The sequence below is a fragment of the Reyranella sp. genome (assembly GCF_965249915.1).
Classification (GTDB): Bacteria; Pseudomonadota; Alphaproteobacteria; order Reyranellales; family Reyranellaceae; genus Reyranella.
Genome location: NZ_OZ252257.1, coordinates 5,095,460 through 5,115,703 on the forward strand (window position 1 = coordinate 5,095,460; position 20,244 = coordinate 5,115,703).

General features: G+C 67.1%; 21 protein-coding genes. 10 read left to right on the forward strand and 11 right to left on the reverse strand.

Features of this window, described 5'->3' with window-relative positions:
- The first annotated feature begins 20 nt into the window (after positions 1-20).
- On the forward strand, positions 21-1,643 hold the full coding sequence (locus ACP15H_RS25055) for a YifB family Mg chelatase-like AAA ATPase (RefSeq protein WP_425068849.1): 1,623 nt from the start codon (positions 21-23) through the stop codon (positions 1,641-1,643).
- A 16-nt stretch (positions 1,644-1,659) separates the two neighbouring features.
- Here the strand turns inward: ACP15H_RS25055 and ACP15H_RS25060 are convergent, their stop codons facing one another.
- Complete coding sequence (locus ACP15H_RS25060; RefSeq protein ID WP_425068850.1) at positions 1,660-2,442, reverse strand: hypothetical protein; 783 nt, start codon at positions 2,440-2,442, stop codon at positions 1,660-1,662.
- Positions 2,443-2,590: 148 nt separating this feature from the next.
- On the opposite strand from ACP15H_RS25060, the gene ACP15H_RS25065 reads away from it, so the two are divergent.
- The gene (locus ACP15H_RS25065) at positions 2,591-3,067 is read left to right on the forward strand and encodes a hypothetical protein (RefSeq protein ID WP_425068851.1); all 477 of its coding nucleotides are present in this window, start codon (positions 2,591-2,593) and stop codon (positions 3,065-3,067) included.
- Between the two features lie 10 nt (positions 3,068-3,077).
- On the opposite strand, the gene ACP15H_RS25070 is transcribed toward ACP15H_RS25065, so the two are convergent.
- The 4 genes from ACP15H_RS25070 to ACP15H_RS25085 are packed head-to-tail and all read right to left on the reverse strand — an operon-like array spanning position 3,078 to position 7,076.
- Complete coding sequence (locus ACP15H_RS25070) at positions 3,078-4,670, reverse strand: FAD-binding oxidoreductase (RefSeq protein ID WP_425068852.1); 1,593 nt, start codon at positions 4,668-4,670, stop codon at positions 3,078-3,080.
- A gap of 41 nt (positions 4,671-4,711) precedes the next feature.
- Entirely contained in the window at positions 4,712-5,578 is an 867-nt protein-coding gene (locus ACP15H_RS25075; RefSeq protein WP_425068853.1) for a TauD/TfdA dioxygenase family protein, read from the reverse strand.
- A gap of 50 nt (positions 5,579-5,628) precedes the next feature.
- Positions 5,629-6,678 (reverse strand): alpha/beta hydrolase family protein, encoded by a 1,050-nt coding sequence (locus ACP15H_RS25080; protein ID WP_425068854.1) that lies wholly within the window; start codon positions 6,676-6,678, stop codon positions 5,629-5,631.
- Complete coding sequence (locus tag ACP15H_RS25085; RefSeq protein ID WP_425068855.1) at positions 6,675-7,076, reverse strand: histidine triad nucleotide-binding protein; 402 nt, start codon at positions 7,074-7,076, stop codon at positions 6,675-6,677. Before ACP15H_RS25085 ends, ACP15H_RS25080 begins: the two co-directional genes overlap by 4 nt.
- 109 nt (positions 7,077-7,185) lie before the next feature.
- Here ACP15H_RS25085 and ACP15H_RS25090 point away from each other — a divergent pair, with 109 nt between their 5' ends.
- Entirely contained in the window at positions 7,186-7,494 is a 309-nt protein-coding gene (locus ACP15H_RS25090) for a hypothetical protein (protein WP_425068856.1), read from the forward strand.
- 10 nt (positions 7,495-7,504) lie between these two features.
- Here the strand turns inward: ACP15H_RS25090 and ACP15H_RS25095 are convergent, their stop codons facing one another.
- Positions 7,505-8,197, reverse strand: coding sequence for a hypothetical protein (locus tag ACP15H_RS25095; RefSeq protein WP_425068857.1), 693 nt, complete (start codon positions 8,195-8,197; stop codon positions 7,505-7,507).
- Between the two features lie 132 nt (positions 8,198-8,329).
- Here ACP15H_RS25095 and ACP15H_RS25100 point away from each other — a divergent pair, with 132 nt between their 5' ends.
- The 4 genes from ACP15H_RS25100 to ACP15H_RS25115 are packed head-to-tail and all read left to right on the forward strand — an operon-like array spanning position 8,330 to position 12,908.
- Positions 8,330-10,165, forward strand: a complete 1,836-nt coding sequence (locus ACP15H_RS25100; protein ID WP_425068858.1) for a YncE family protein — start codon at positions 8,330-8,332, stop codon at positions 10,163-10,165.
- A gap of 17 nt (positions 10,166-10,182) precedes the next feature.
- Positions 10,183-11,388 (forward strand): ABC transporter permease, encoded by a 1,206-nt coding sequence (locus tag ACP15H_RS25105; RefSeq protein ID WP_425068859.1) that lies wholly within the window; start codon positions 10,183-10,185, stop codon positions 11,386-11,388.
- A gap of 3 nt (positions 11,389-11,391) precedes the next feature.
- Positions 11,392-12,060, forward strand: coding sequence for an ABC transporter ATP-binding protein (locus tag ACP15H_RS25110; protein WP_425068860.1), 669 nt, complete (start codon positions 11,392-11,394; stop codon positions 12,058-12,060).
- A complete protein-coding gene (locus ACP15H_RS25115; protein WP_425068861.1) occupies positions 12,057-12,908 on the forward strand; it encodes a hypothetical protein in 852 nt (283 codons plus the stop codon). The genes ACP15H_RS25110 and ACP15H_RS25115 overlap by 4 nt, the downstream gene beginning before the upstream one ends.
- 173 nt (positions 12,909-13,081) lie before the next feature.
- Here the strand turns inward: ACP15H_RS25115 and ACP15H_RS25120 are convergent, their stop codons facing one another.
- From ACP15H_RS25120 to ACP15H_RS25135, 4 genes are all read right to left on the reverse strand, one after another.
- A complete protein-coding gene (locus tag ACP15H_RS25120) occupies positions 13,082-13,453 on the reverse strand; it encodes a phosphoribosyl-ATP diphosphatase (protein WP_422032868.1) in 372 nt (123 codons plus the stop codon).
- A gap of 87 nt (positions 13,454-13,540) precedes the next feature.
- The gene (gene hisF / locus ACP15H_RS25125; protein WP_425068862.1) at positions 13,541-14,314 is read right to left on the reverse strand and encodes an imidazole glycerol phosphate synthase subunit HisF; all 774 of its coding nucleotides are present in this window, start codon (positions 14,312-14,314) and stop codon (positions 13,541-13,543) included.
- 5 nt (positions 14,315-14,319) lie between these two features.
- Positions 14,320-15,048 carry a 1-(5-phosphoribosyl)-5-[(5-phosphoribosylamino)methylideneamino]imidazole-4-carboxamide isomerase gene (gene hisA, locus ACP15H_RS25130; RefSeq protein ID WP_425068863.1) on the reverse strand — a complete coding sequence of 243 codons (729 nt, stop codon included), beginning with the start codon at positions 15,046-15,048 and terminating at the stop codon, positions 14,320-14,322.
- A gap of 70 nt (positions 15,049-15,118) precedes the next feature.
- Entirely contained in the window at positions 15,119-15,925 is an 807-nt protein-coding gene (locus ACP15H_RS25135; RefSeq protein ID WP_425068864.1) for a glutathione S-transferase family protein, read from the reverse strand.
- A 117-nt stretch (positions 15,926-16,042) separates the two neighbouring features.
- Between ACP15H_RS25135 and ACP15H_RS25140 the strand changes: the two genes are divergently transcribed.
- Complete coding sequence (locus tag ACP15H_RS25140; RefSeq protein WP_425068865.1) at positions 16,043-17,236, forward strand: M20 aminoacylase family protein; 1,194 nt, start codon at positions 16,043-16,045, stop codon at positions 17,234-17,236.
- A 66-nt stretch (positions 17,237-17,302) separates the two neighbouring features.
- On the opposite strand, the gene ACP15H_RS25145 is transcribed toward ACP15H_RS25140, so the two are convergent.
- The gene (locus ACP15H_RS25145) at positions 17,303-17,731 is read right to left on the reverse strand and encodes a hypothetical protein (protein ID WP_425068866.1); all 429 of its coding nucleotides are present in this window, start codon (positions 17,729-17,731) and stop codon (positions 17,303-17,305) included.
- Between the two features lie 179 nt (positions 17,732-17,910).
- On the opposite strand from ACP15H_RS25145, the gene ACP15H_RS25150 reads away from it, so the two are divergent.
- Entirely contained in the window at positions 17,911-19,455 is a 1,545-nt protein-coding gene (locus ACP15H_RS25150) for an acetolactate synthase large subunit (RefSeq protein WP_425068867.1), read from the forward strand.
- 19 nt (positions 19,456-19,474) lie between these two features.
- On the forward strand, positions 19,475-20,203 hold the full coding sequence (gene trmB, locus ACP15H_RS25155; RefSeq protein WP_425068868.1) for a tRNA (guanosine(46)-N7)-methyltransferase TrmB: 729 nt from the start codon (positions 19,475-19,477) through the stop codon (positions 20,201-20,203).
- Positions 20,204-20,244: the final 41 nt, after the last annotated feature.

Sequence of the window (20,244 nt, forward strand, 5' to 3'; positions counted from 1 at the left end):
GCACAGGACGGGAGCAGGACATGCAGGCGACGGTTCGGACGGTGGCGTTTCAGGGGATCGATGTCCTGCCGGTCGATGTGCAGGTGCTGGTGGCGCCCGGCACCATCGCCTTCGCCGTGGTCGGGCTGGCGGACAAGGCGGTGGGCGAGAGCCGCGAGCGGGTGCGGGCCTGCTTTCGGGCGCTGGGGCTGGCCCTGCCGCCGCAGCGCATCACCGTGAACCTGTCGCCGGCCGACCTCGCCAAGGAGGGCAGCCACTATGACCTGCCGATCGCGCTGGGGCTGCTGGCGGCGCTGGGGGTGCTGCCGCGCGAGAGCGTCGAGGGGTTCGTGGTGCTGGGCGAGCTGGCACTTGACGGCTCGCTCTGCCGGGTGCCCGGCGTGCTGCCGGCGGCGATTGCCGCCCAGGCGGCGGGGCGCGGGGTGATCTGCCCTTCCGTCTGCGGGGGCGAGGCCGCTTGGGGCGGCTTCGATTCCCTCCCGGACACCGAACGGCCGCCGATCATCGCCGCGCCTTCGCTGCTCGCCCTGATCAACCATCTGCGCGGGCAACAGACCCTGCCGGCGCCCGAGGCGCTGATGGCGGACGATCGCGCGGCCTATCCCGACCTCAGCGAGATCAAGGGGCAGGAGAGCGCCAAGCGGGTGCTCGAGATCGCGGCCGCCGGCGGACATAACCTCTTGATGATCGGGCCGCCGGGCTCGGGCAAGTCGATGCTGGCGGCACGCCTGCCCGGCCTGCTGCCGCCGCTCGACGCGGAGGAGGCGCTGGAAGCCTCGATGGTGCGCTCGCTGGCCGGCGACCTGGGCGAGGGACGGTTGAGCCGCCGCCGCACCTTCCGCGACCCGCACCATTCGGCGACGCTACCGGCGCTGATCGGCGGTGGCACGCGGGTCAAGCCCGGCGAGGTCTCGCTGGCCCACCATGGCGTGCTGTTCCTCGACGAGCTGCCGGAGTTCAACCGCGCGACGCTCGAAGCCCTGCGCCAGCCGCTGGAGAGCGGCCGCGTGACGGTGGCGCGGGCCAACGCCCACGTCACCTATCCGGCGCGCTTCCAGCTCGTGGCCGCCATGAATCCCTGCCGCTGCGGCCATCTGATGGATCCGAACCGCGCCTGCGCCCGCGGGCCCCGCTGCGGCGCCGACTATCAGGCCAAGCTCTCGGGCCCGCTGCTCGACCGCATCGACCTCACCATCGAGGTGCCCGCGGTTTCTGCGGCCGATCTCGCGCTGCCGCCGCCGGCCGAAATCTCGGCTGACATCGCCGCCCGCGTCGCCGCGGCCCGCACCGTCCAGCGCGAGCGGCTGGCCCAACTCGACAAGAAGGGAAAGCTGGTCGCCATCGAAGCCGATCCGGGCGCGGGTCTGCTGGCGGACCGGGCCCGCAACTGGTCCAAGCCGCGCTGCAACGCCGACACCGACGGCGCCCTGCTGGCCGCCATCGCCGAACCCGACGCCGAGGGCCGCGCGCTACTGGCCCGCGCCGCCGAACGCCTCGGCCTCTCCGCCCGCGCCTGGCACCGCACGCTCCGGGTCGCGCGCACGCTGGCCGACCTCGACGGTTCCGACGCCGTGCGCCGCCTCCACATCGCCGAAGCCTTGAGCTATCGCCGGCCGCAGACGCGATCGATGCTGGCGGCCTGACGCGAGCCCTTGGATGCTACCGGTCGCGGTTCTCCATCAGGATGATCGCCTGCCGCAGCGGCTGGGCGTCCACCGCGGTCTGGCCCTTGAAGGGCTGGTCCATGATGAATACGAAGCCGATGAAGGCGCCCATCACGGCCATCTGCGCCGAGAGCACATAGGCGCGGAAGGTGCTGCGCTGGAGGGTGCTGGTGATGAACAACAGCATGAGAACGGCGAACAGCACGACCTGCCAGTAAGGTGCGGGCAACGACAGCGAGACGGCGTTGAGCCGGGCGTCGCGCGACTCCGCAATCGAGTCGAAGGATCGCAGGATCTCGGCATAGATCGTCGTTTCGCGGCCGGGCCGGGGCTCGATCTCGAAGATGCCGCGCGACAGCGGCGCAAAGGCCAGGCGAACCTTGTCGCTGCGGGCGCCGCGCAGCATCGCCGGCCATTCGTCGTCGACGATCGCCTTCGCATAGGCCAGCAGGTTGAGCCGGAGTTCCGTAACCGATTCGTCACCATAGCGGTTGAGCAGCCGGTCGAGCCGGTTGATCTGCGACGCCTCGTTCGCCACCAGCGAATCGGCCTTGCGGAAATTGCTCTCCGCCTCGACCAGGGTGAAGGCCAGCACCAGGCTCGTCATGGTGAAGAGCGTGGCCTGCATGCGCAGCACGAAGTCGTTGTTCTCGTTGCTGGTCCGGAGATAGGGCAGCCGATGCACCAGCGACGGCAAACCGAGAATCGCGCCCGCCATCACGAGCGCGCCGGCCACCAGCACGAGGGTCTCGGGAAGTGAGTACAGCCAGTCGATCATGGGTCCGCTATCAGTGAGAATGTGGGTTCAGCGCAAGTGCAGCATCAGTGATTGCTCCCGAACCGGCCGCTCGACTAGGTTGTGCGAACACGGCTGCCACCCGGCTGGCGATATTGCTGCAAAGGCCCCTACCATGTTTCGTCCGCTCATGCTTTTTCTGACGGCGCGATACACGATCGGACTCGTCTCGCTCCTGATCAGTATCCCGATGTTCATCAGTCTGTTCGAGGTCTCCAAGGTACTCTGGGTCAAACCAGACATGAAGGAGGAGATGGATATCGTCACCGGCATCGGCATCATCATGATCGGCTGGGGCGTCGTCCTCGAAGAACGCAAGAGCCTGCGCGATATCTTTGGTCTGGGGGAAGCGCAGAACGAACAGTGGCAGCTGGCGGTCGATCACGTCTGTCACAATTACGGCGTCGGCCAGCTCTGCATCGGCCTGATGGCCGAAATCTGCATCGAACTGATCAAGATTCCTAACACGATCATCTACACCGGCGAGGTCGACGACTATCTCGTCGCCGCCGGCCTGATCTGCGTGGGCGTGGGCGCGCTGCTGCTCGTCCGTCACGTGTTGGTCATGTTCTTCTTCCTGCCGCGGTCGATCGTGGCCGCGCACTGACGCCCTCGCGTCAGGGATCGATCAGCACGCCGGGATTCATCATCCCCTTCGGATCCAGCTCCCGTTTGGCGCCGCGCAGCGCCCGGGCGAACAGCTCGGGGCGCTGCCTGTCGTAGAAGGGCCGGTGGAAGCGGCCCACCGCATGGTGGTGCGTGGTCGTGCCGCCATGCTCCACCGTCGCGGCGGTGCAGGTCGAAAGAATCTCCATGAATTGCGCCAGCGCGTCCTTCTTCGGATCGAAGAGGCCGCCGAAGGTGAAGTAGAGACACGGCCCGTCGGGATAGACATGGGTGAACCGGCAGGTGACCGTGCCCTCGCGGCCCGTCACCGCCTTGATGGTGTCCTTGGTGATCCGAGTGATCTTCGCGTGGAAGTCGCGGGTGCGCTCCCAGGTCATCGAGGTCTCGAAGGTCGAGGACAGGATGCCGCGGGCCACCGCATGCTCGCCATAGTGCGGCGCGCGGATGAACTTGTTGCGCCAGGCGCCGGCCGCGCCGGAGCGGTGCGCATTCTCGTCGTCTTCGCTCTCGTCGGCGACGCCGCCATGGGCGGCACAGATCTCCAGCGCGCGCTTCATCCAGGCGTCGAGCGGATGGTCGGGCGATTCGAAGGCCAGCACCAGCACGGCCTCCTCGTTGCTCCAGGGGATGCCGGGCAGCGCCTCGCGCGCCTCGAGCAGGCGGCAGTTGGCGGGATAGAGGCCGGCCTGCGTGATGTCGCGCACCGCATCGGCGCCGGTATGGAAGTCAGGGAAGCGCACGCTGGCGGAGGCGCGGAAGGCGGGCTTCTTGCGCAGCCGCACCCACGCCTCGGTGATGATGCCTAAAATGCCCTCGGAGCCGATGAACATCCGGTCCGGGCTGGGGCCGGCGCCGGAGCCGGGCAGGCGGCGGGTTTCCAGCGTTCCCTCGGGCGTCACGACGCGCGTGCTTTCCACGAAGTCGTCGATGTGGGTGTAGAGCGTGGCGTAGTGGCCGCCCGAGCGCGTGGCGATCCAGCCGCCCAGGGTCGAGCAGCGATAGGCCTGCATGTAGTGGCGCATGGTGAACGGCGTGTCGCGCAGCGCGTCCTCGATCGCCGGCCCGTAGATGCCGCCCTGGATTCGCGCGGCCTGGCTCACCGCATCGACCTCCAGCACCCTGTCCATGTGGCGGGTCGAGATCGTCACGACCTTGTCGAAGGCGGCCGAAGGCTCGATGCCCTTCACCACCGACGAGCCGCCGCCATAGGGGATGGCCTTGGCGCCGATGCGGTCGCACCAGTCGAGGATCTTCACGATGTCCTCTTCGCCTTCCGGGAAGGCCACCGCGTCGGGCGGGTTGGGCACCGAGCGCATGAACATGCGCAGCGTGTCGAAGCCCGCCTTGCCGTAGCTGTGCTCCAGCCGCGTCAGGTGATCGGTGCGCACCATCGCCTGCAGCGCCGCCGGCACGTCGACCCGGCTCTTGCGCAAGTCGATCTCGTCGGCCCGGGGCGGCGGCTTCACGTCGAAGCCGGAGAGCCCATAGCGCTGGGCGATCTCGGCTTCCCACGGCCGGATCTCGTCCGGGGTCAGGTCCTCGTCGGCGTAACCCCAGGCATAGAACTTCTTCTGCCGCCGCATGTTTCCTCCGGGCGTTTTTTCATTTGTCGTCTTTTTGCTTTTCAGGCGGCGAAGGCGATCGGCTTCGTCGTCCCCTTGATCTGCGTGCGATGCATGATGCGCCGTGCCGATTTGTCGAACGGATCGCGTCGGTGCATGGTCGAGCGGTTGTCCCACATCACGAGGTCGCCCAGCTTCCAGACATGCTGGTAGATGAAGCGCGGCTGGGTGACATGCGCCCACAGCTCCTCCAGCAGCGCGTCGGATTCGGCTCTCGTGTAGCCCTCGACATAGGAATTGCGGCGGCGGCCGAGATAGAGCGTGGCGCGGCCGTTGACCGGGTGGCGCAGGATCGCCGGATGCCAGGCGCCGGGCGCGACCATCGGATCGTCGGTCGGCGTCACGCCCTTGCGCAGGAAGCCGCCGGAATTGTAGGTGCCGTCGTGCTTGACGCGGCGGCCCTCGATCTTGGCGCGCAGACTCGCCGGCAGGGCATCGCAGGCCGCCTGCATGCTGGTGAACCAGGTGTTGCCGCCGGTCGGCGGGATTTCCAGCGAGTAGAGCATCGACGCGTCGGGCGGCACGTCGAGATAGCTCATGTCCGTGTGCCAGACCGCTTCGCCGTCGCCCAGGGCGCCGATCGGGTCGCCCTTGGTGTCGAGCACGTTCGACACGACATAGATGTCGGGATAGCCCGGCGGGCTGATGCGGCCGCGTTCCTGGTTGGGCGGCGGGTCGAGCTCGCCGAAGCGGCGGCTGAAGGCCAGCAGATGGTCGTCGCTGAGCTGCTGGCCGCGCAGCAGGATCATCGAATGCGCGTACCAGGCCCGCTCGATGGCGGCGAACTCCTCTTCGCTGAAGTTGCGCAGATCGACGCCGAGAATCTCCGCCCCGATCGCGTCGGTCACCGGCCGCACTGTAACGCTCATGTCATCGCCTCCGTGTCTCGGCGCGATGATCGGCCGGCCGGCAGGAACGATCAAGCACCCAGCGCCGCGACCAGCCACTTCAGCAAGGCCTCAGCGACCGCTGGCGAGAGCGGCCCGCCGAACCCCGGATCGAGCGGACCGGTCACGGTCTTCAGATTGTGGCTGACCTGCGGGATCACCACGGCTTCGCCCGAGACGTTACGGGTGCGCAGCGCATCGATCAGCGGCTGGACGTCCTCCATCGGCACGACCTGCCGGTCGGCGCCGCCCTGCACGAGGAGGCAGGCCAGTGGGCTCTCGGCCAGCATGGTCGCGGGATCGAAGGACAGCAGGCTCCGCAGGAAAGGCCCGGCATAGATCGGGAACAGCAGCTGCAGTTCGGGTGGCAGGTTGCTGGGGACGCGTCCGGTTTCGAGGATGGTGGCGATCGCGCGGTCGGTCGGCAGCCGCAATGCCGGCGGCGCGCCGCGTGCGATCTGCGCGCGCAGAATGTCTTCGAGCTTGCGGCCCGGCGTGGCGGCCAGCACCAGCGCGTGCAGCTTCTTCGCGGCCAGCGACCGGCTGGCCGCGAGGGCCAGCAAGCCGCCCTCGCTGTGGCCCAGCAGGGCGGTGGCATAGGGCTTGATCTCGTCGTGCCGTAGCAGCTCGGCATGCGCGGCCGCGACGTCGCCCACGAAATTGTCCCAGGCGAAGAAGGCTTCCTGCTCTTCCAGCGACCCGCGCGGCCGCGGCGTCGACTGGCCGATGCCGCGCTTGTCGTAGCGCAGCGAGGCGATGCCGTTGCGCGCCAGCAGCTCGGCAATGTCCTTCAACAGGTCGATGCGCTCCGGCGCCAGCGGGTTGTTGCCGTCGCGATCGGTGGGACCGCTGCCGGCGACCAGCACGATGCCCGGCACGTACTGGATTTCGCTGAACAGCGGCATCAGCAAGGTGCCGGCCAGGCTGACGCCGCCGGTGCCGGCGAACCGCACCGCCCGCTCCTTGGTCTTGCCTCTGGCATACCAGCCGCTTTCGGTCGGCGACCGTTGCGGCGGCTTCTGCGCCCACGCCGCACCGGGCGCGAGCAGTGACGCGGCCAGCAGGGTGCGACGCCGGATCAACCTTCCTTGTCCGGGCTGGGCATGCTGCCCATGGCATGGCTCATGGTGCGGCCCCCGAAGATATGGACGTGGAAATGAAACACGAGCTGCCCGCCATTGGGTCCGTGATTGGCCACGATGCGATAGCCTTCCGAATCGAGACCGAGATCGCGCGCGACCTTCGAGACGGCGCGCCAGAAGCCGACGATCTCCTCGGGCGGCGCCTTGGCGCCGAAATCGGCCTGGCTGACATACTCGCCCTTGGGGATCACCAGCACGTGGATGGGGGCCAGCGGCGCGATGTCGTGAAAGGCCAGTGAGAATTCGTCCTCATGGACCCTCTTGCAGGGCAGCTCGCCGCGCAGGATGCGGGCGAAGACGTTGCTGCGGTCGTAGGCGGGGACCATTGACTCTGACATGACGAAACTCCGGAGGCTTGATGCAATGACGCTACGCGGCGAGCGTGTTAATCGCATGGCGCGCATCGTCCTCTAAACGCGACGGGCCACTATAGGGAGGGTTCGACATATGACGGAATTCGAAAAGCGTCTCGCCTGCGTGATCGCCGCCGACGGCTCCATCGCGCGCGGTTACATGATCGACAAGTGCGAGCTTGTGGGCGCCAACCAGTACGTGATCACCTGGAAGGTGCCTTTGCAGAAGGAAGCGAAGACCAACTTTTCCTGCGTGATCGGAAGCACGGAACAGGAAGCCGTCGAGCCGGGCTTCTGCACGGTCGGGCTGATGGCCGATCCGATGCAGATGAAAGTCCACACCTACGACGTGGCCGGCGAGCCGGCGAAGCGGCCTTTCCACCTGGCCGTTTTCCGCGACTAGGAAGCAGCCCTCAGCCCTTGAGCAGCCGCGGACGCCCGGGAGCTTCGGCGGGTTTGCCCTGGCGACGCAGGAAGCCGACGATGACGTCGCGCGCCTCGTCGATCTTGGCCGCGAGATAGGGTGAGCCGCCGGCATCGGGGTCGGCGCCGCGCATCAGGCGACGATGCGCGGTGTGAACGCTGGCGAGATCGGCGCCTTGGGCGAGGCCCAGCACGTCGAGGGCCTCGCGGATCGTCATGCCTTCGTCATCCTCTGCGCCGGCAGGGGCAGGTATGTGCCGTTGCGCTGAAGCAACTGGCGCCGTGCGATGGAGATAGGCCTCGAGAAGCGCCGCGGCCTGCTGCAGCGCACGCGGATCGGGAGGCGCCGGATCCTGCCAGACCGGCGGCATTTCAAAAGGCTGCGGCTTTCCCCGAAACTGGGCAAACGCCGCCCGCAGCGGAACGAGAATCGCGCGCCACTTCAGGAAGGTCGGTACCAGGATCATCGCCGCACCCAGCAGCATCGCGCCCGCGTACTGCTCGCGCACGATCATCGTCACGAGCAGGGGAATCGCCACGATCACCAGCAGCAGCGCCATCCAGCGCAGCGTGCGGACCATCGTCTTGGGATCGGAATGGAGAAACCAGTCGAGAAACTTCGCCGCCGTGGCGAGCACGGAGAGGCCGAGCACGATGGCGCTGATGATGACCGCGTAGTCCATCGAAGATCTCCTTCGCGAGGAAGCCTACTCGGATTGCTGGATGAAATCAGCGACCTCGACTGCAAATTGCACATGCGTTTTGCGAGCGCTCGTGGTTAGACTTCGTTCATCAAAAAAAGGGGAGACCAGCCGATGACTGAGCCCACCCGAGAAACACCGACGAGCACGGTGCCGCAGGACGCAAGCGTCCCGCCTCTCATCGCCCCACTCGAACAAGGTCCGGAATCGAACCTTCCGACGGCGAAGAGTCCGATCGACGAGTTCCTGAAGCGCAACGAGGAGGTCCTCGCGAAGGACCGCGAAGAATTTCAGGCCTATCTCGTCGCCAAGCACGAGCAGGCGACGCGCAAGGCCCGCGAAGAGGCGGCCAGTCCCAAGGTCAAGACGAAGGTGAGCCGGCGCACGATGTTGAACGTCGCCGTCGGCACCGCAGCCGCCGCCGAAGTGGCCGTGCTGGGCTACAGCGCGATGAACGGTGGCTCCTCTTCGGACAACGGCATCATCCGCGCGGCCGGCACCGGCGCGCAGCAGTCGCCGATCACCCGCGAAGTCGTCGACTCGCGCGCCGACATAAGGGGCCAGAGCCTCGGCAACTGGGTGGCGCTGCTGCCGACCAAGATGGGCGGCGGCACCTATGCGATCGACCTCAACTCCAATCGCGTGCTGGGCTCGATCTGGTACTGGAACTACGGCGACTACAATCCGATCAGCCATCATCTCTGCGCTTTCCCGAGTTCCGATCCCACGCATGGGTTCGAGTTCGTGAATTCGACGCAGGGCGGCCAGAACTCGCTGATCTACGGCATCCCGACCAACGTGACGGCGGAGAATGCACCGGGCGGCACGAACATCTATCGCGTGCGCTACGACGGCACGCAGATGCAGATGGTCGAGAACGTGTCGGAGACGACCGGGCTGGGCCTCGGCGTGCACGTCACCGTCAACCCGAAGGACGCCCAGTCCTATTTCGTGACCGACGGCCAGAAGGATATTGCCGCCTGCTTCGATCGCACCACCTCGAAGGTCAAGGCGGCGCTGCGCTTCGACTGGACGCCGAATGTCCCTGAGTTGCGCGAGGCCTGGATCAAGGGCGGCACGCTCACCATCAAGAAGATCTATCCCGACGAGAAGACCGGCCTCTACAATCTTCGCGGCACCAAGGGCAACAAGATCGACTGGGAAATGGTGCCGATGGGCGAGCTGTTCGTCGAGGAAGGCTCGCTGCCCGGCGAAGCGCCGCTGACGCTGACCGGTGCCGACGGCACGGTCTGGCATCCCGAGGGCCGCTGGGCCGCGACGGTCGTGCGCCTGTGCGGCGGCATCTGCATCCTCGATCCCGAAAAGAACTTCGAGCCGGCTGCCTTCCTGCAGTTCAACAAGGATTCGCAGGACCAGTACAAGGTCGAGCAGATCGACAAGGACACCTGGCAGGTCGTATTCGACAAGATCCATTCGCCGGGCCACGAGATCGGCTTCTCGCCCGACGGCAGGTTCCTCGTGATGATGAACAACCTGCGGGAAAACAACTGCTCGATCTTCTCCTGCAGCGATCCCGACCCGACCAAGTGGCGCAAGATCGCGCATGTCGAGGATCCGTTGTGGCGCGGCAAGTATCCCAACCCGTTCCACATGGTCTTCTCGCTGGACAGTTCGAAGCTCTATCTGTCCATCCTGCATCCGTCGCCGGCCTATAGCGGCATCATGGTGATCGACACCAAGACCTGGACCATCCAGAAGGAGATCCAGGGCATCGGTCCCGACCTCCAGACACCCGCCATCACCTACGACGGCAAATACGTGCTGACGCCGTTCAGCGGCTTCCAGCGTCAGTCGACCGGCATCGCGGTCATCGATACCTCCACCGACACGCTGATCGGCATCCTGCCGAGCAACGGTGGACATCATGACTGCGTGATCATCCCGACCAAGCTGGAGCACATGAAGCACACGCGCTCCTGTACGCTCTGAGTGGGCACGCTTTGAGGTTGCTCGCCAGCCTGGCGCTGCAGAATCTCGGGCGACGCAAGGCGCGCAGCCTCCTGCTGATCATGGCCGTCGCCGTGGCCAGCGGGGTTGTCTTCACCGGCGCCACGCTGATGCGCAGCATCGACAGCAGCATGGCGGTGGGCTTCACCCGGCTGGGCGCCGACATGATGGCGGTGCCCGAGGGTGCGCTCACCAACATCACCGCGGCGCTGCTCACCGTCGAGCCGACCGACCTGGTGCTGGACCAGGACCTGTTCGCCAAGGCCGGCCTCGCCAGCGTGAGCCGCGCCGCGCCGCAGAAGATCGCGCGCGTCGAGCATTCGGGCATCGGCAGCCATCACGATTCGGTCGACCTCATCGGCTTCGATCCCGCCCTGGACTTCACGGTGCGGCCCTGGCTGGTCGAGAAGATCAACCGCGACATGCGGCCGGGCGACGTGATCCTGGGCGCCGCCCGCGACGCGCCCCTCGGCTCCGAGCTGCTGATCTTCGGCAAGCCGCACACCGTCTACGGCCGGCTGGGCAAGACCGGCGTCGGCACGCACGAGCGCGGCGTGTTCATGACCTTCGACACGCTCGAAGCGCTGGCGGGCTCCGTGCACGGCCATGGCGGCGGTCCGCCCGCCGTGCTGCAAAAGGGCAAGGTGAGCGGTTTCCTCGTCGAACTGGCGCCGGGCGCCACGCCCTTGCAGGCGCGCTTCGCCATCCTCTCGACCCTCAAGGGCGTCAAGGTCGTGACCGGCGATTCGACCATGAGCGGCATCCGCCAGGGACTGGCCGCGCTGCTGAACGGCATGCTCGCGCTGATGGTGCTGATGTTCGTCAGCACCGCCCTCATGGTGAGCGTGCTCTTCTCGGCGATCGTCACGGAACGGCGCGGCGAACTCGGTCTCCTCAAGGCGATCGGCGCGCGGCGCGGCCAGATCGTCGGCATGATGGTCATCGAGGCGGTCATCGCCACCGGCGCCGGCGGCCTGCTGGGCGTCGCGCTGGGTGTCCTGGTGATGCGCCTCTACGAGCGATCGCTGGTCTATTATCTGGAAAATATCGGCGTGCCCTTCGTCTGGCTCGACGGGGCGCGCATCGTGATCGTCGCGGTGGCGGCGGTCGTGATGGCCTCGATCATCGGCGCCCTGGGCTCGCTCTATCCCGCCTGGCGCGCCAGCCGGCGCGATCCCTACGATCTCGTGCGCGGGGAGGGCTAGGCGATGCTCACCTGCCGCGGCCTGCGCAAGGACTACGTCACCGAACGCGGCGCGGTGGCGGCGGTCGCGGGCATCGACCTCGAGATCGCGGCCGGCCGCTACGCTGCGATCATCGGTCGGTCCGGGTCGGGCAAGTCGTCCCTGATGGCCATGATCGGGGGTCTCAGCCGCCCCTCGCAGGGGCAGGTGACGGTGGACGGCACCGACATCTGGAGCCTGTCGGAGAACGCGCTGGCGGCCTTCCGAAACAAACGAATCGGCTACGTCTTCCAGTTCGCCAGCCTGCTGCCCACGCTTCGGCTGGTCGACAACGTCGCCCTGCCGGCCATGCTGGGAGGCGGCGGCAAGGCCTCCACCACCTATTCACGGGCGGCGGCGCTGCTCGGCCAGATGGGCCTGGGCGACCATCTCGATGCCTATCCGTCGGAGGTTTCGGCCGGCGAGCAGCGCCGGGCGGTCATCGCCCGCGCGCTGATCAACGAGCCGGCTCTGATCCTGGCCGATGAGCCGACCTCCGATCTCGACGAGCAGACCGAGATCGAGATCATGGACGAGCTGCTGGCGGTCAACCGCGAGCGCGGCACGACCCTGATCCTCGTCACCCACAATCTGTCGCTGGCCGAACAGGCTGAGCAGATCGTGCACATCGCCCACGGCGCGATCGTGACATGAGCGAGGCTCCCACCGATCCCGGGGCGCCCGGGCCGCACAAGGATTCGCTGATCGCCGATCTGCGCCGCCAGCTCGGCGCGGCGCAGTCCGAGATCCGCGTGCTGCGCCGGCGCCTGGGAGCCGCCGCCCCGGCCGAGACTGCGGCGGCGGAGGGCGGCCTGCTCAACGAGCTGCGCGAGGCCGCGCCGCGCAAGGTCGAGGCGCCGGGCACTGTCGCCGTCAAGCTCGGCCGGCGCTTCGATCTCTGGCGCTCGCCGGTACTCGTCGGTCTGGTCATGCTGCTGCTGACGGGGTTCGCGGTCGATGCCGGTGTCGGCCTCTACCAGGCGCGTGCGCTGCGCGAGGCGCGACAGGCCAGGCTGCTGCTCGAGAACACCGCGACGCGCTCGCTCTATGTCGAGCTGAAGGGGATATCCTACGAGCCCGACGGCAAATCGTACCGCATGACGCTGTTCCTCCAGAACGTCAGCCCCAAGGGGCCGCTGTACGTCATGCTGAACGCCGTCGCCGTCTACGTTCAGGCCGGCATGGTCTGGCAGCAGGTGCCGTCACGGCCGGCCGAGGGGGTGAGCTGGGGCGTCGTGAAGGTCGTGGACGGCTACACGTTCGACGTCCTCTTCACGCCCGACGTCCAGAACTGGGCCGAGCTGATCCCGGGCTACATGCATGTCCGCATCCAGTCCGACCTGCTGGTCAGCGAGAAGGCCGAGCCGGGCAACGACGTCGTCGAACGGCGCACGCCCTACTACGTGTATCTGAAGCCGCACGGCGCCAGCGACGAGGACATCAAGGCGCGCAGCAAGTCGACCCGCACACCGCCGATCTTCATCCCGATGCCGCCGCACTGAGCGGGCAAACGAAGACAATTACGCCGTGCTGTCATCGCGAGCGGGGCAACCCCCGCTCTGGAGCGAAGCGAAGGATCCAACGCCCGCTACGGAGTACTTCGGTCGTTCCGTGAGGTCCTTCGCTGCACCCAGGACGACAGTTTGCGACTAAATCAACTTGGCTTTCGGCGGCGTTACCGCTTGCGTGACGCCTTCTCGGCAATGCCTGAGAGGCCTTCGCGGCGGGCGAGTTCGTCCCACACCGACTTCGGCTGCACGCCGACGGCGGCCCACAGAGTCAGCAGGTGATAGAGCATGTCGGCGCTCTCGGCGATCAGCTTGGGCTTGTCGCCCTGGATGCCCTCGATCAGCGCCTCGACGGCTTCCTCGCCGAGCTTCTTGGCAATCTGCTGGCGGCCCCGGCTGAACAGGCGCGCTGTGTAGGACGTCTCGGGATCGGCGCCCTTGCGGCTGTCGATGACGAGATACAGGCGATCGAGCACGTGCTCATCGATCGTCACGATGTTCGGCCGCTGGGCCTTCTTCGGTTTCTTCTTTTTCGCCATCCGGGGAACTCCGTCGCCCAGGGGGATGGGCGATCGAAAAAACTTGAACGCGCCTCTTGTACGGGCGTCCGGAACATTACGCGAAAATTATGCAGCGCGCGAGAATTGTCGTACCGGAACGCCGGCCCGTGCGAGATGTTCCTTCGCCTGCGCGATGGTGAATTCGCCGAAGTGGAAGATCGAAGCCGCGAGCACCGCCGAAGCGCCGCCCTTGATGACTCCGTCGACGAAGTGATCGAGCGTGCCGACGCCGCCCGAGGCCACGACCGGCACAGGGACCGCATCCGAAACCGCGCGCGTCAGCTCGAGATCGAAGCCCGACTTGGTGCCGTCACGATCCATCGAGGTGAGCAGGATCTCGCCCGCGCCCGACTCCGCCATGCGGCGCGCCCACTCGATGGCGTCGAGACCGGTGCCCTTGCGGCCGCCATGGGTGAAGACCTCCCACTTGCCGGGACCGCTGCTGCGCGCGTCGATCGCCACGACGATGCACTGGTCGCCGTATTTTTCGGCCGCTTCGCGCACGAACTCTGGCCGCGCCACCGCCGCCGAATTGATCGAGACCTTGTCGGCGCCGGCCAGCAGCAGTCGGCGGATATCCTCGACTTGGCGCACGCCGCCGCCCACCGTCAGCGGCATGAAGCATTGCTCCGCCGTGCGGCCGACCACGTCCAGGATGGTGTCGCGATTCTCGTGGCTCGCGGTGATGTCGAGAAAGGTGAGCTCGTCGGCGCCGGCGGCATCGTAGATGCGCGCCTGCTCGACCGGATCGCCGGCATCGCGCAGGCCCACGAACTGCACGCCCTTCACGACGCGCCCGTCCTTCACGTCGAGGCAGGGAATGATGCGGACCTTCAGCATGGCCGCTACTCGCCCTTCAGAACCTGGATGGCGTCGGGCACCGTCACGCGACCGTCATAGAGCGCGCGGCCGACGATGGCGCCGATGATGCCGAACTCTTCGGTCGGGCGCAGTTCGCGCAGGTCGTCGAGCGAGCTGACGCCGCCCGAGGCGATGACCGGCGTCGTGAGATGCTGCGCGAGCGTCACCGTGGCGTCGACATTGACGCCGCCCATGGCGCCGTCGCGGTCGATGTCGGTGTAGATGATGGCCGACACGCCGGCATCCTCGAACCGCAGCGCGAGGTCGAGCGCGCGCACCGTGCTCTGCTTGGTCCAGCCGTCGACCGCGACCATGCCCTCGCGGGCGTCGATGCCGACCGCGATGCGGCCCGGCCACTGCTTGCAGGCGGCCTTCACGAGGCCCGGCTCCTTGACCGCGATCGTGCCCAGGATGATCCGCTTCACGCCGGCGTCGAACCACTGCGAGATGCTCTCGATGGTGCGGATGCCGCCGCCCAGCTGGGTCGGGACGTCGACTTCCTTGAGGATGCTCTCGACCGCCGCCCGGTTCACCGGATGGCCCTCGACCGCGCCGTTGAGGTCGACCAGATGCAGCCACTCGCAGCCGGCATTGGCAAAGGCCTTGGCCTGGGCGGCCGGGCTGTCGTTGAACACGGTGGCACGTTGCATGTCGCCGCGGAGAAGGCGCACGCACTTGCCGTCCTTGAGGTCGATCGCGGGGAAAAGGATCATGGCGGCGCGGCTTTAGCGCGTTGCGGGCAGGGACGCCACCCCCGGCCGGCCCCTCGGACGATCCGCCGCCTCAGTTCCTGCCGATGCCCAGAATCCCGCCGATCAGGCGGCCGACATGAAACTTCGTCCAGATGTCGGCAACGGCAAAGCTGGGACGCGCCTGCAGGGCGGCCCAATAGCGCGCAAGTGCAGGCCGCTTCGGGATTTCCGCCCCGAGACCGGCAAATTCCATGCGCCCGAGGAACACGGTCCAGACCACATCGGCGACGCCATAGGCGGGCGGGACCAGCACCGGGCGGCCGTCCCGCAGTGTCTGCTCGAGTCGGTCCATGAAGCCGATGGCCTCGGTGCGCCGCCGCTGCGAAAGCGCCACGACGGCGTCCGGTTCGAACGCCTTGATCCGACCGGCAAACACCGCGGCGCGCGCTTCGTAGACGGAAGCGAGGTCGGGATTCTCGGTGGCGTGAGCCAGGAGCTGGCGGCGGGCCGCTTCCAGTCGCTTCGGGATCAGGATCCGGGCCAGGGGATTGCGGGCGAGGATGCCGCCGAAGGTCAATTCCTCGATCGGATAGCCATAGTGGAGGTCGAGCCAGGCTTGCGTCTCGACGTCGGTCGGGACACCCAGCGCATACTGGGCGATGTCGCGACTCTCGACGAGGACGCGATCGTCCAGCACCAGCGTCGGCACGGTCATGCCCGGGTTGAGCCGCACATAGTCCGGCTGCTGCTGGCTCAACCGGTAGTGAATGTCGACGAAGACGCGCTCATAGGCGATGCCGCCTTCGGCGAGCGCGAGCCGCGCGATCATCGAATAGTAGGACGACGGCGTCTGATAGAGGCGGGGTCTTGCTCCCGAGAGCTTGGCGGACTCTGTCATGGCCGTTCATCCTGGATGAAGGAGCGGCAAACTGTGCAGGATGCCTGCGGCGCACACAACCGGATGGCGATGTTTCGCGGCTCGACGGGCCTCCGCCGCTCAAGCTAATCTTCGGTCATGACCCGTTACACCCCCGATCTTCTCGCCGCGGACCTGGCCGATCTCACCGCCATCCGCCGTGATATCCATCGCCATCCCGAAACCGCCTTCGAGGAGGAGCGGACGGCCCAGATCGTGGCCGACAAGCTCACCTCCTGGGGCCTCAAGGTGCATCGAGGCCTGGCCACGACCGGCGTCGTCGGCACCCTGAAGGGCAACCGGCCGGGCCAGAAGACGATCGGGCTGCGCGCCGACATGGATGCGCTGCACCTGCAGGAGAGGAACGACTTCGAATATGCTTCGTCGATCCCGAACAAGATGCATGCCTGCGGCCACGACGGGCATACGACGATGCTGCTGGGCGCGGCCAAGCAGCTCGCGGCGGCGCCCGACTTCGCGGGCACGGTGCACTTCATCTTCCAGCCCGCTGAAGAAGGTCTCGGCGGCGCGCGCGTGATGATCGAGGAAGGCCTGTTCGAGAAGTTCCCGTGCGACGTGGTCTACGGCATGCACAACATGCCGGGCTTCCCGGTCGGCCACTTCGCCATCCGTACCGGCGCGATGCTGGCTTCGTCCGACAGCTGGGAAGTCGTGTTCAAGGGCACCGGCGGCCATGGCGCAATGCCCGATCGCGGCACCGATCCGACCTTCGCGGCGGCGCAGTTCATCGTCGCGGTGCAGGGCATCGTCGGCCGCAACGTGCCGTCGAGCCAGGCGGCGGTGCTGAGCGTCGGCCATATCGCGGCCGGTACCCCCGGCTCGCCCAACGTCATCCCGTCGGAGGTGCTGATCCGCGGCACCGCCCGCAGCTTCTCGGCCGATGTGCGCAACCTGCTGGAGCGGCGGCTGGCCGAGGTCGCGTCCGGCATCGCCCAGGCCGGGGGCTGCGAGGCCATTTCCAAGTACCATCGTCGCTATCCCGCGCTGGTCAACGCCGCCGAGCAGACGGCAGTCGCCGTCGAGGCCGCGGCGCTGACGGTCGGCCGCGAGCATGTCGAGGCGAACACGTCACCGCTGGCCGGTGCCGAGGATTTCGCCTTCATGCTGGAGAAGAAGCCGGGCGCCTACATCATGATCGGCAACGGCGGCACGGGCGAGGGCGGCTGCCAGAACGTGCATTCGCCGCTCTACGACTTCAACGACCAGATCCTGACGACCGGGGCGGCCTACTGGATGAACCTCGTCCAGCTCGAACTGGGCGACGCCGCGTAGAGGGGCGTTTTCGTGAGCTGGCCTCCCCGTTCAAACGGGGAGGCGGCAGGTCGAGCTTCGCTCGGCCTAGTGGTGGTCGAAAGACCACCCGGCATCGGCCTGATCCCAGTTCGAGCCGTCCTGAACATGCAGGACGACATGGGCATCGGTGGCGAAATCGTAGACGGTGACGCTTTCGTGCATCGCGGCGGTCTGATCGGCCGCAGGAAGCATTACGCCGTCCGACAGGTCGCTCAGCACGACCAGGCTGTCTTCGCCGATCGAAGGCGGCGTGCCCTCGACGGTACCCGGACCGCCGTCCACGAAAACTTCGCCCGGCTCGCCGAACAGCCGATCGAGCGGCGCGCCGTAGGAAACCATCTCCGCACCGGCTTCCGCCCAGCGCGAGGCAGGCGTGGCGTAGATCGGCAGATCGCTGCGGTCGAATTCGACGAGATCGGTGCCGACGACGAAAAGCGCGTCGGCCGAGCTCTCGGAGGGGCCCGAATGGCTCATGAAAAATCTTTCGTTCTTAAGAATTCAAATAATGCTTCAAGTGTAGCAAACAAGATCTTGAGAATGAAGCAAGAACGTTCGAAAAGCGAAATTCTCGGAAATTGCAAAGCCTTGGGTTAACGCCGCGACTGGCCTAGGGTGCCGGCGAATTTGAATCATCCGCGTTTTGGGGAAAGTCGATGAACGGAGCTGAAAGTCTGGTCCGCACCTTGGTCAAGGGCGGCGTCGAAGTCTGTTTCGCCAACCCCGGCACCTCCGAGATGCATTTCGTGGGCGCGCTCGACCGGGTCGAGGGCATGCGCTGCGTGCTCGGCCTGTTCGAAGGCGTCTGTTCGGGTGCGGCCGACGGCTATTACCGCATGACCGACAAGCCGGCCTCGACCCTGCTGCATCTGGGGCCCGGCCTCGCCAACGCGGCGGCCAACCTGCACAACGCCAAGAAGGCGGGCTCGGGCGTGGTCAATATCGTTGGCGAGCACGCGCTCTATCACATCAAGTACGACACGCCGCTCACCGCCGACATCGAAGGCATCGCGCGTCCTTTCTCGCACTGGGTGAAGACCTCGCCGACCTCCAAGACCGTGGCCGGCGACGGCGCGCTGGCGATCCAGGCTGCCAACGTGGCGCCGGGCCAGATCGCGACCCTGATCCTGCCGGCCGACACCGCCTGGGGCGAAGCCGATGGCCCGGCCGAAACGCCGGCCGCTCCGGCGCCGGACAAGCCTTCGAAGGAGACGGTCGTGGCCGCCGCCAAGGCGCTCAAGATGCCGGGCGCCATGCTCTTCATCGGCGGCCGCGCCCTGCGCGCCCGCGGCCTCGAACTGGCCGGCAAGATCGCCGCCAAGACGGGCTGCAAGGTCCAGGGTGCCGGCGGCACGGCCCGCATCGAGCGCGGCGCCGGCCGTATTCCGGTCCTGCGCCTGCACTTCGTGGTCGAGAACGCTCTGGCCCAGCTCAAGGGCACCAAGCAGATGGTGCTGTGCGGCGCCAAGGCGCCGTTCGCCTTCTTCGCCTATCCCGGCAAGCCGTCCGTACTGTCGCCGGACGATTGCGAGATCAGCACGCTGTGCCCGGTCGAGGGCGATCCGATCGGCTCGCTCGAGGCGCTGGCGATGGAACTCGACGCGATGAACGTGAAGCCGGAAGGCATCGCGCAGCCCAGCCGTCCGGACCGTCCGACCGGCAAGTTCACGCTCGATGGCCTCGGCCAGGCGCTGGGCGCCACGATGCCGGAAGGCGCCATCGTGGTCGACGAATCGGTCACGACCGGCCGCGGCTTCTTCCCGTTCAGCGCCGGCGCCCCGCCGCACGACTGGCTGAACAACATGGGCGGCTCGATCGGTTTCGGCGGTCCCGTCGCCGTCGGTGCGGCCGTGGCCTGTCCGGATCGCAAGGTCATCTGCATGATCGGCGACGGCTCGGCGATGTACACGATCCAATCGCTGTGGACGATGGCGCGTGAGAATCTCGATGTCTGCGTGATGATCTTCTCGAACCGGTCCTACAACATCCTCTACAGTCAGCTGGCCGATGTCGGCGCCGCCAACCCCGGCCCGCGTGCCATCGACATGCTGACGCTCGATCGGCCGACCCTGCAGTTCACCGATCTGGCCAAGGGCATGGGCGTGCCGAACGGCAAGGCGACCAACCTGGAGGAGCTGACCAAGCAGCTCACCTACGCCATGTCGCACAAGGGCCCGTACCTCATCGACGTGATCATGTAGGGATCGCCCCGGAAGCATCATGGAAGAAGCCCGCCGACGCACGCTGCATGGTCGTCGACGGGGCAAGAAACTGCGGGCCGGGCAGCAGTCGCTGCTCGACACGCTGCTGCCTCGCCTCGCCGTCGCCCTGCCCGCCGAACCCATCGTCACCCCCGACAACGAGGTCGCCGAGAGCGCCGCGAAAATCGATCTCGCGCAGGCTTTCGGGGGCACGCTGCCGGCCGACGGCGTGTGGCTGGAAGTGGGCTTCGGCGCCGGCGAGCATCTCGTCTGGCAGGCCGAGCACCATCCCTCGGTCGGCCTGATCGGCTGCGAGCCCTATATCAACGGCGTGGCCAAGTGCCTGGCGCATATCGAGCGGACGGGCGTGTCGAACATCCGGCTGTTCACCGACGACGCCCGCTTCGTGATGCAGGCGCTGCCGCCGCAATCGCTGTCGCGCGCCTTCGTGCTGTTCCCCGACCCGTGGCCGAAGACGCGCCACCACAAGCGGCGGTTCGTGCAGCGCTCCAACCTCGACGTGCTGGCCCGGTTGATGAAGCCCGGCGCCGAACTGCGGCTCGCCACCGACGATCCGAGCTACCTGCCCTGGATGGTCGAACATGCCTGCCGCCATGCCGCTTTCGAGTGGCTGGCCGAAAGCCCGGCCGACTGGCGCGGCCGTCCGGCCGACTGGCCGGGCACCCGCTACGAACAGAAAATGCTGGCCGGTCACAAGCCCGTCTTCCTGCGGCTGAGACGGCGCTAGCGACCCCGCTTCGATCCTGCCGGTCCTGCGGGGCACCTCGC

Coding starts and splice junctions, on each gene's coding strand:
- ACP15H_RS25055 (WP_425068849.1), top strand. CDS start 21: ATGCAGGCGACGGTTCGGACGGTGGCGTTTCAGGGGATCGATGTCCTG.
- ACP15H_RS25060 (WP_425068850.1), bottom strand. CDS start 2,442: ATGATCGACTGGCTGTACTCACTTCCCGAGACCCTCGTGCTGGTGGCC.
- ACP15H_RS25065 (WP_425068851.1), top strand. CDS start 2,591: ATGCTTTTTCTGACGGCGCGATACACGATCGGACTCGTCTCGCTCCTG.
- ACP15H_RS25070 (WP_425068852.1), bottom strand. CDS start 4,670: ATGCGGCGGCAGAAGAAGTTCTATGCCTGGGGTTACGCCGACGAGGAC.
- ACP15H_RS25075 (WP_425068853.1), bottom strand. CDS start 5,578: ATGAGCGTTACAGTGCGGCCGGTGACCGACGCGATCGGGGCGGAGATT.
- ACP15H_RS25085 (WP_425068855.1), bottom strand. CDS start 7,076: ATGTCAGAGTCAATGGTCCCCGCCTACGACCGCAGCAACGTCTTCGCC.
- ACP15H_RS25090 (WP_425068856.1), top strand. CDS start 7,186: ATGACGGAATTCGAAAAGCGTCTCGCCTGCGTGATCGCCGCCGACGGC.
- ACP15H_RS25095 (WP_425068857.1), bottom strand. CDS start 8,197: ATGGACTACGCGGTCATCATCAGCGCCATCGTGCTCGGCCTCTCCGTG.
- ACP15H_RS25100 (WP_425068858.1), top strand. CDS start 8,330: ATGACTGAGCCCACCCGAGAAACACCGACGAGCACGGTGCCGCAGGAC.
- ACP15H_RS25110 (WP_425068860.1), top strand. CDS start 11,392: ATGCTCACCTGCCGCGGCCTGCGCAAGGACTACGTCACCGAACGCGGC.
- ACP15H_RS25115 (WP_425068861.1), top strand. CDS start 12,057: ATGAGCGAGGCTCCCACCGATCCCGGGGCGCCCGGGCCGCACAAGGAT.
- ACP15H_RS25120 (WP_422032868.1), bottom strand. CDS start 13,453: ATGGCGAAAAAGAAGAAACCGAAGAAGGCCCAGCGGCCGAACATCGTG.
- hisF (WP_425068862.1), bottom strand. CDS start 14,314: ATGCTGAAGGTCCGCATCATTCCCTGCCTCGACGTGAAGGACGGGCGC.
- hisA (WP_425068863.1), bottom strand. CDS start 15,048: ATGATCCTTTTCCCCGCGATCGACCTCAAGGACGGCAAGTGCGTGCGC.
- ACP15H_RS25135 (WP_425068864.1), bottom strand. CDS start 15,925: ATGACAGAGTCCGCCAAGCTCTCGGGAGCAAGACCCCGCCTCTATCAG.
- ACP15H_RS25140 (WP_425068865.1), top strand. CDS start 16,043: ATGACCCGTTACACCCCCGATCTTCTCGCCGCGGACCTGGCCGATCTC.
- ACP15H_RS25145 (WP_425068866.1), bottom strand. CDS start 17,731: ATGAGCCATTCGGGCCCCTCCGAGAGCTCGGCCGACGCGCTTTTCGTC.
- ACP15H_RS25150 (WP_425068867.1), top strand. CDS start 17,911: ATGAACGGAGCTGAAAGTCTGGTCCGCACCTTGGTCAAGGGCGGCGTC.
- trmB (WP_425068868.1), top strand. CDS start 19,475: ATGGAAGAAGCCCGCCGACGCACGCTGCATGGTCGTCGACGGGGCAAG.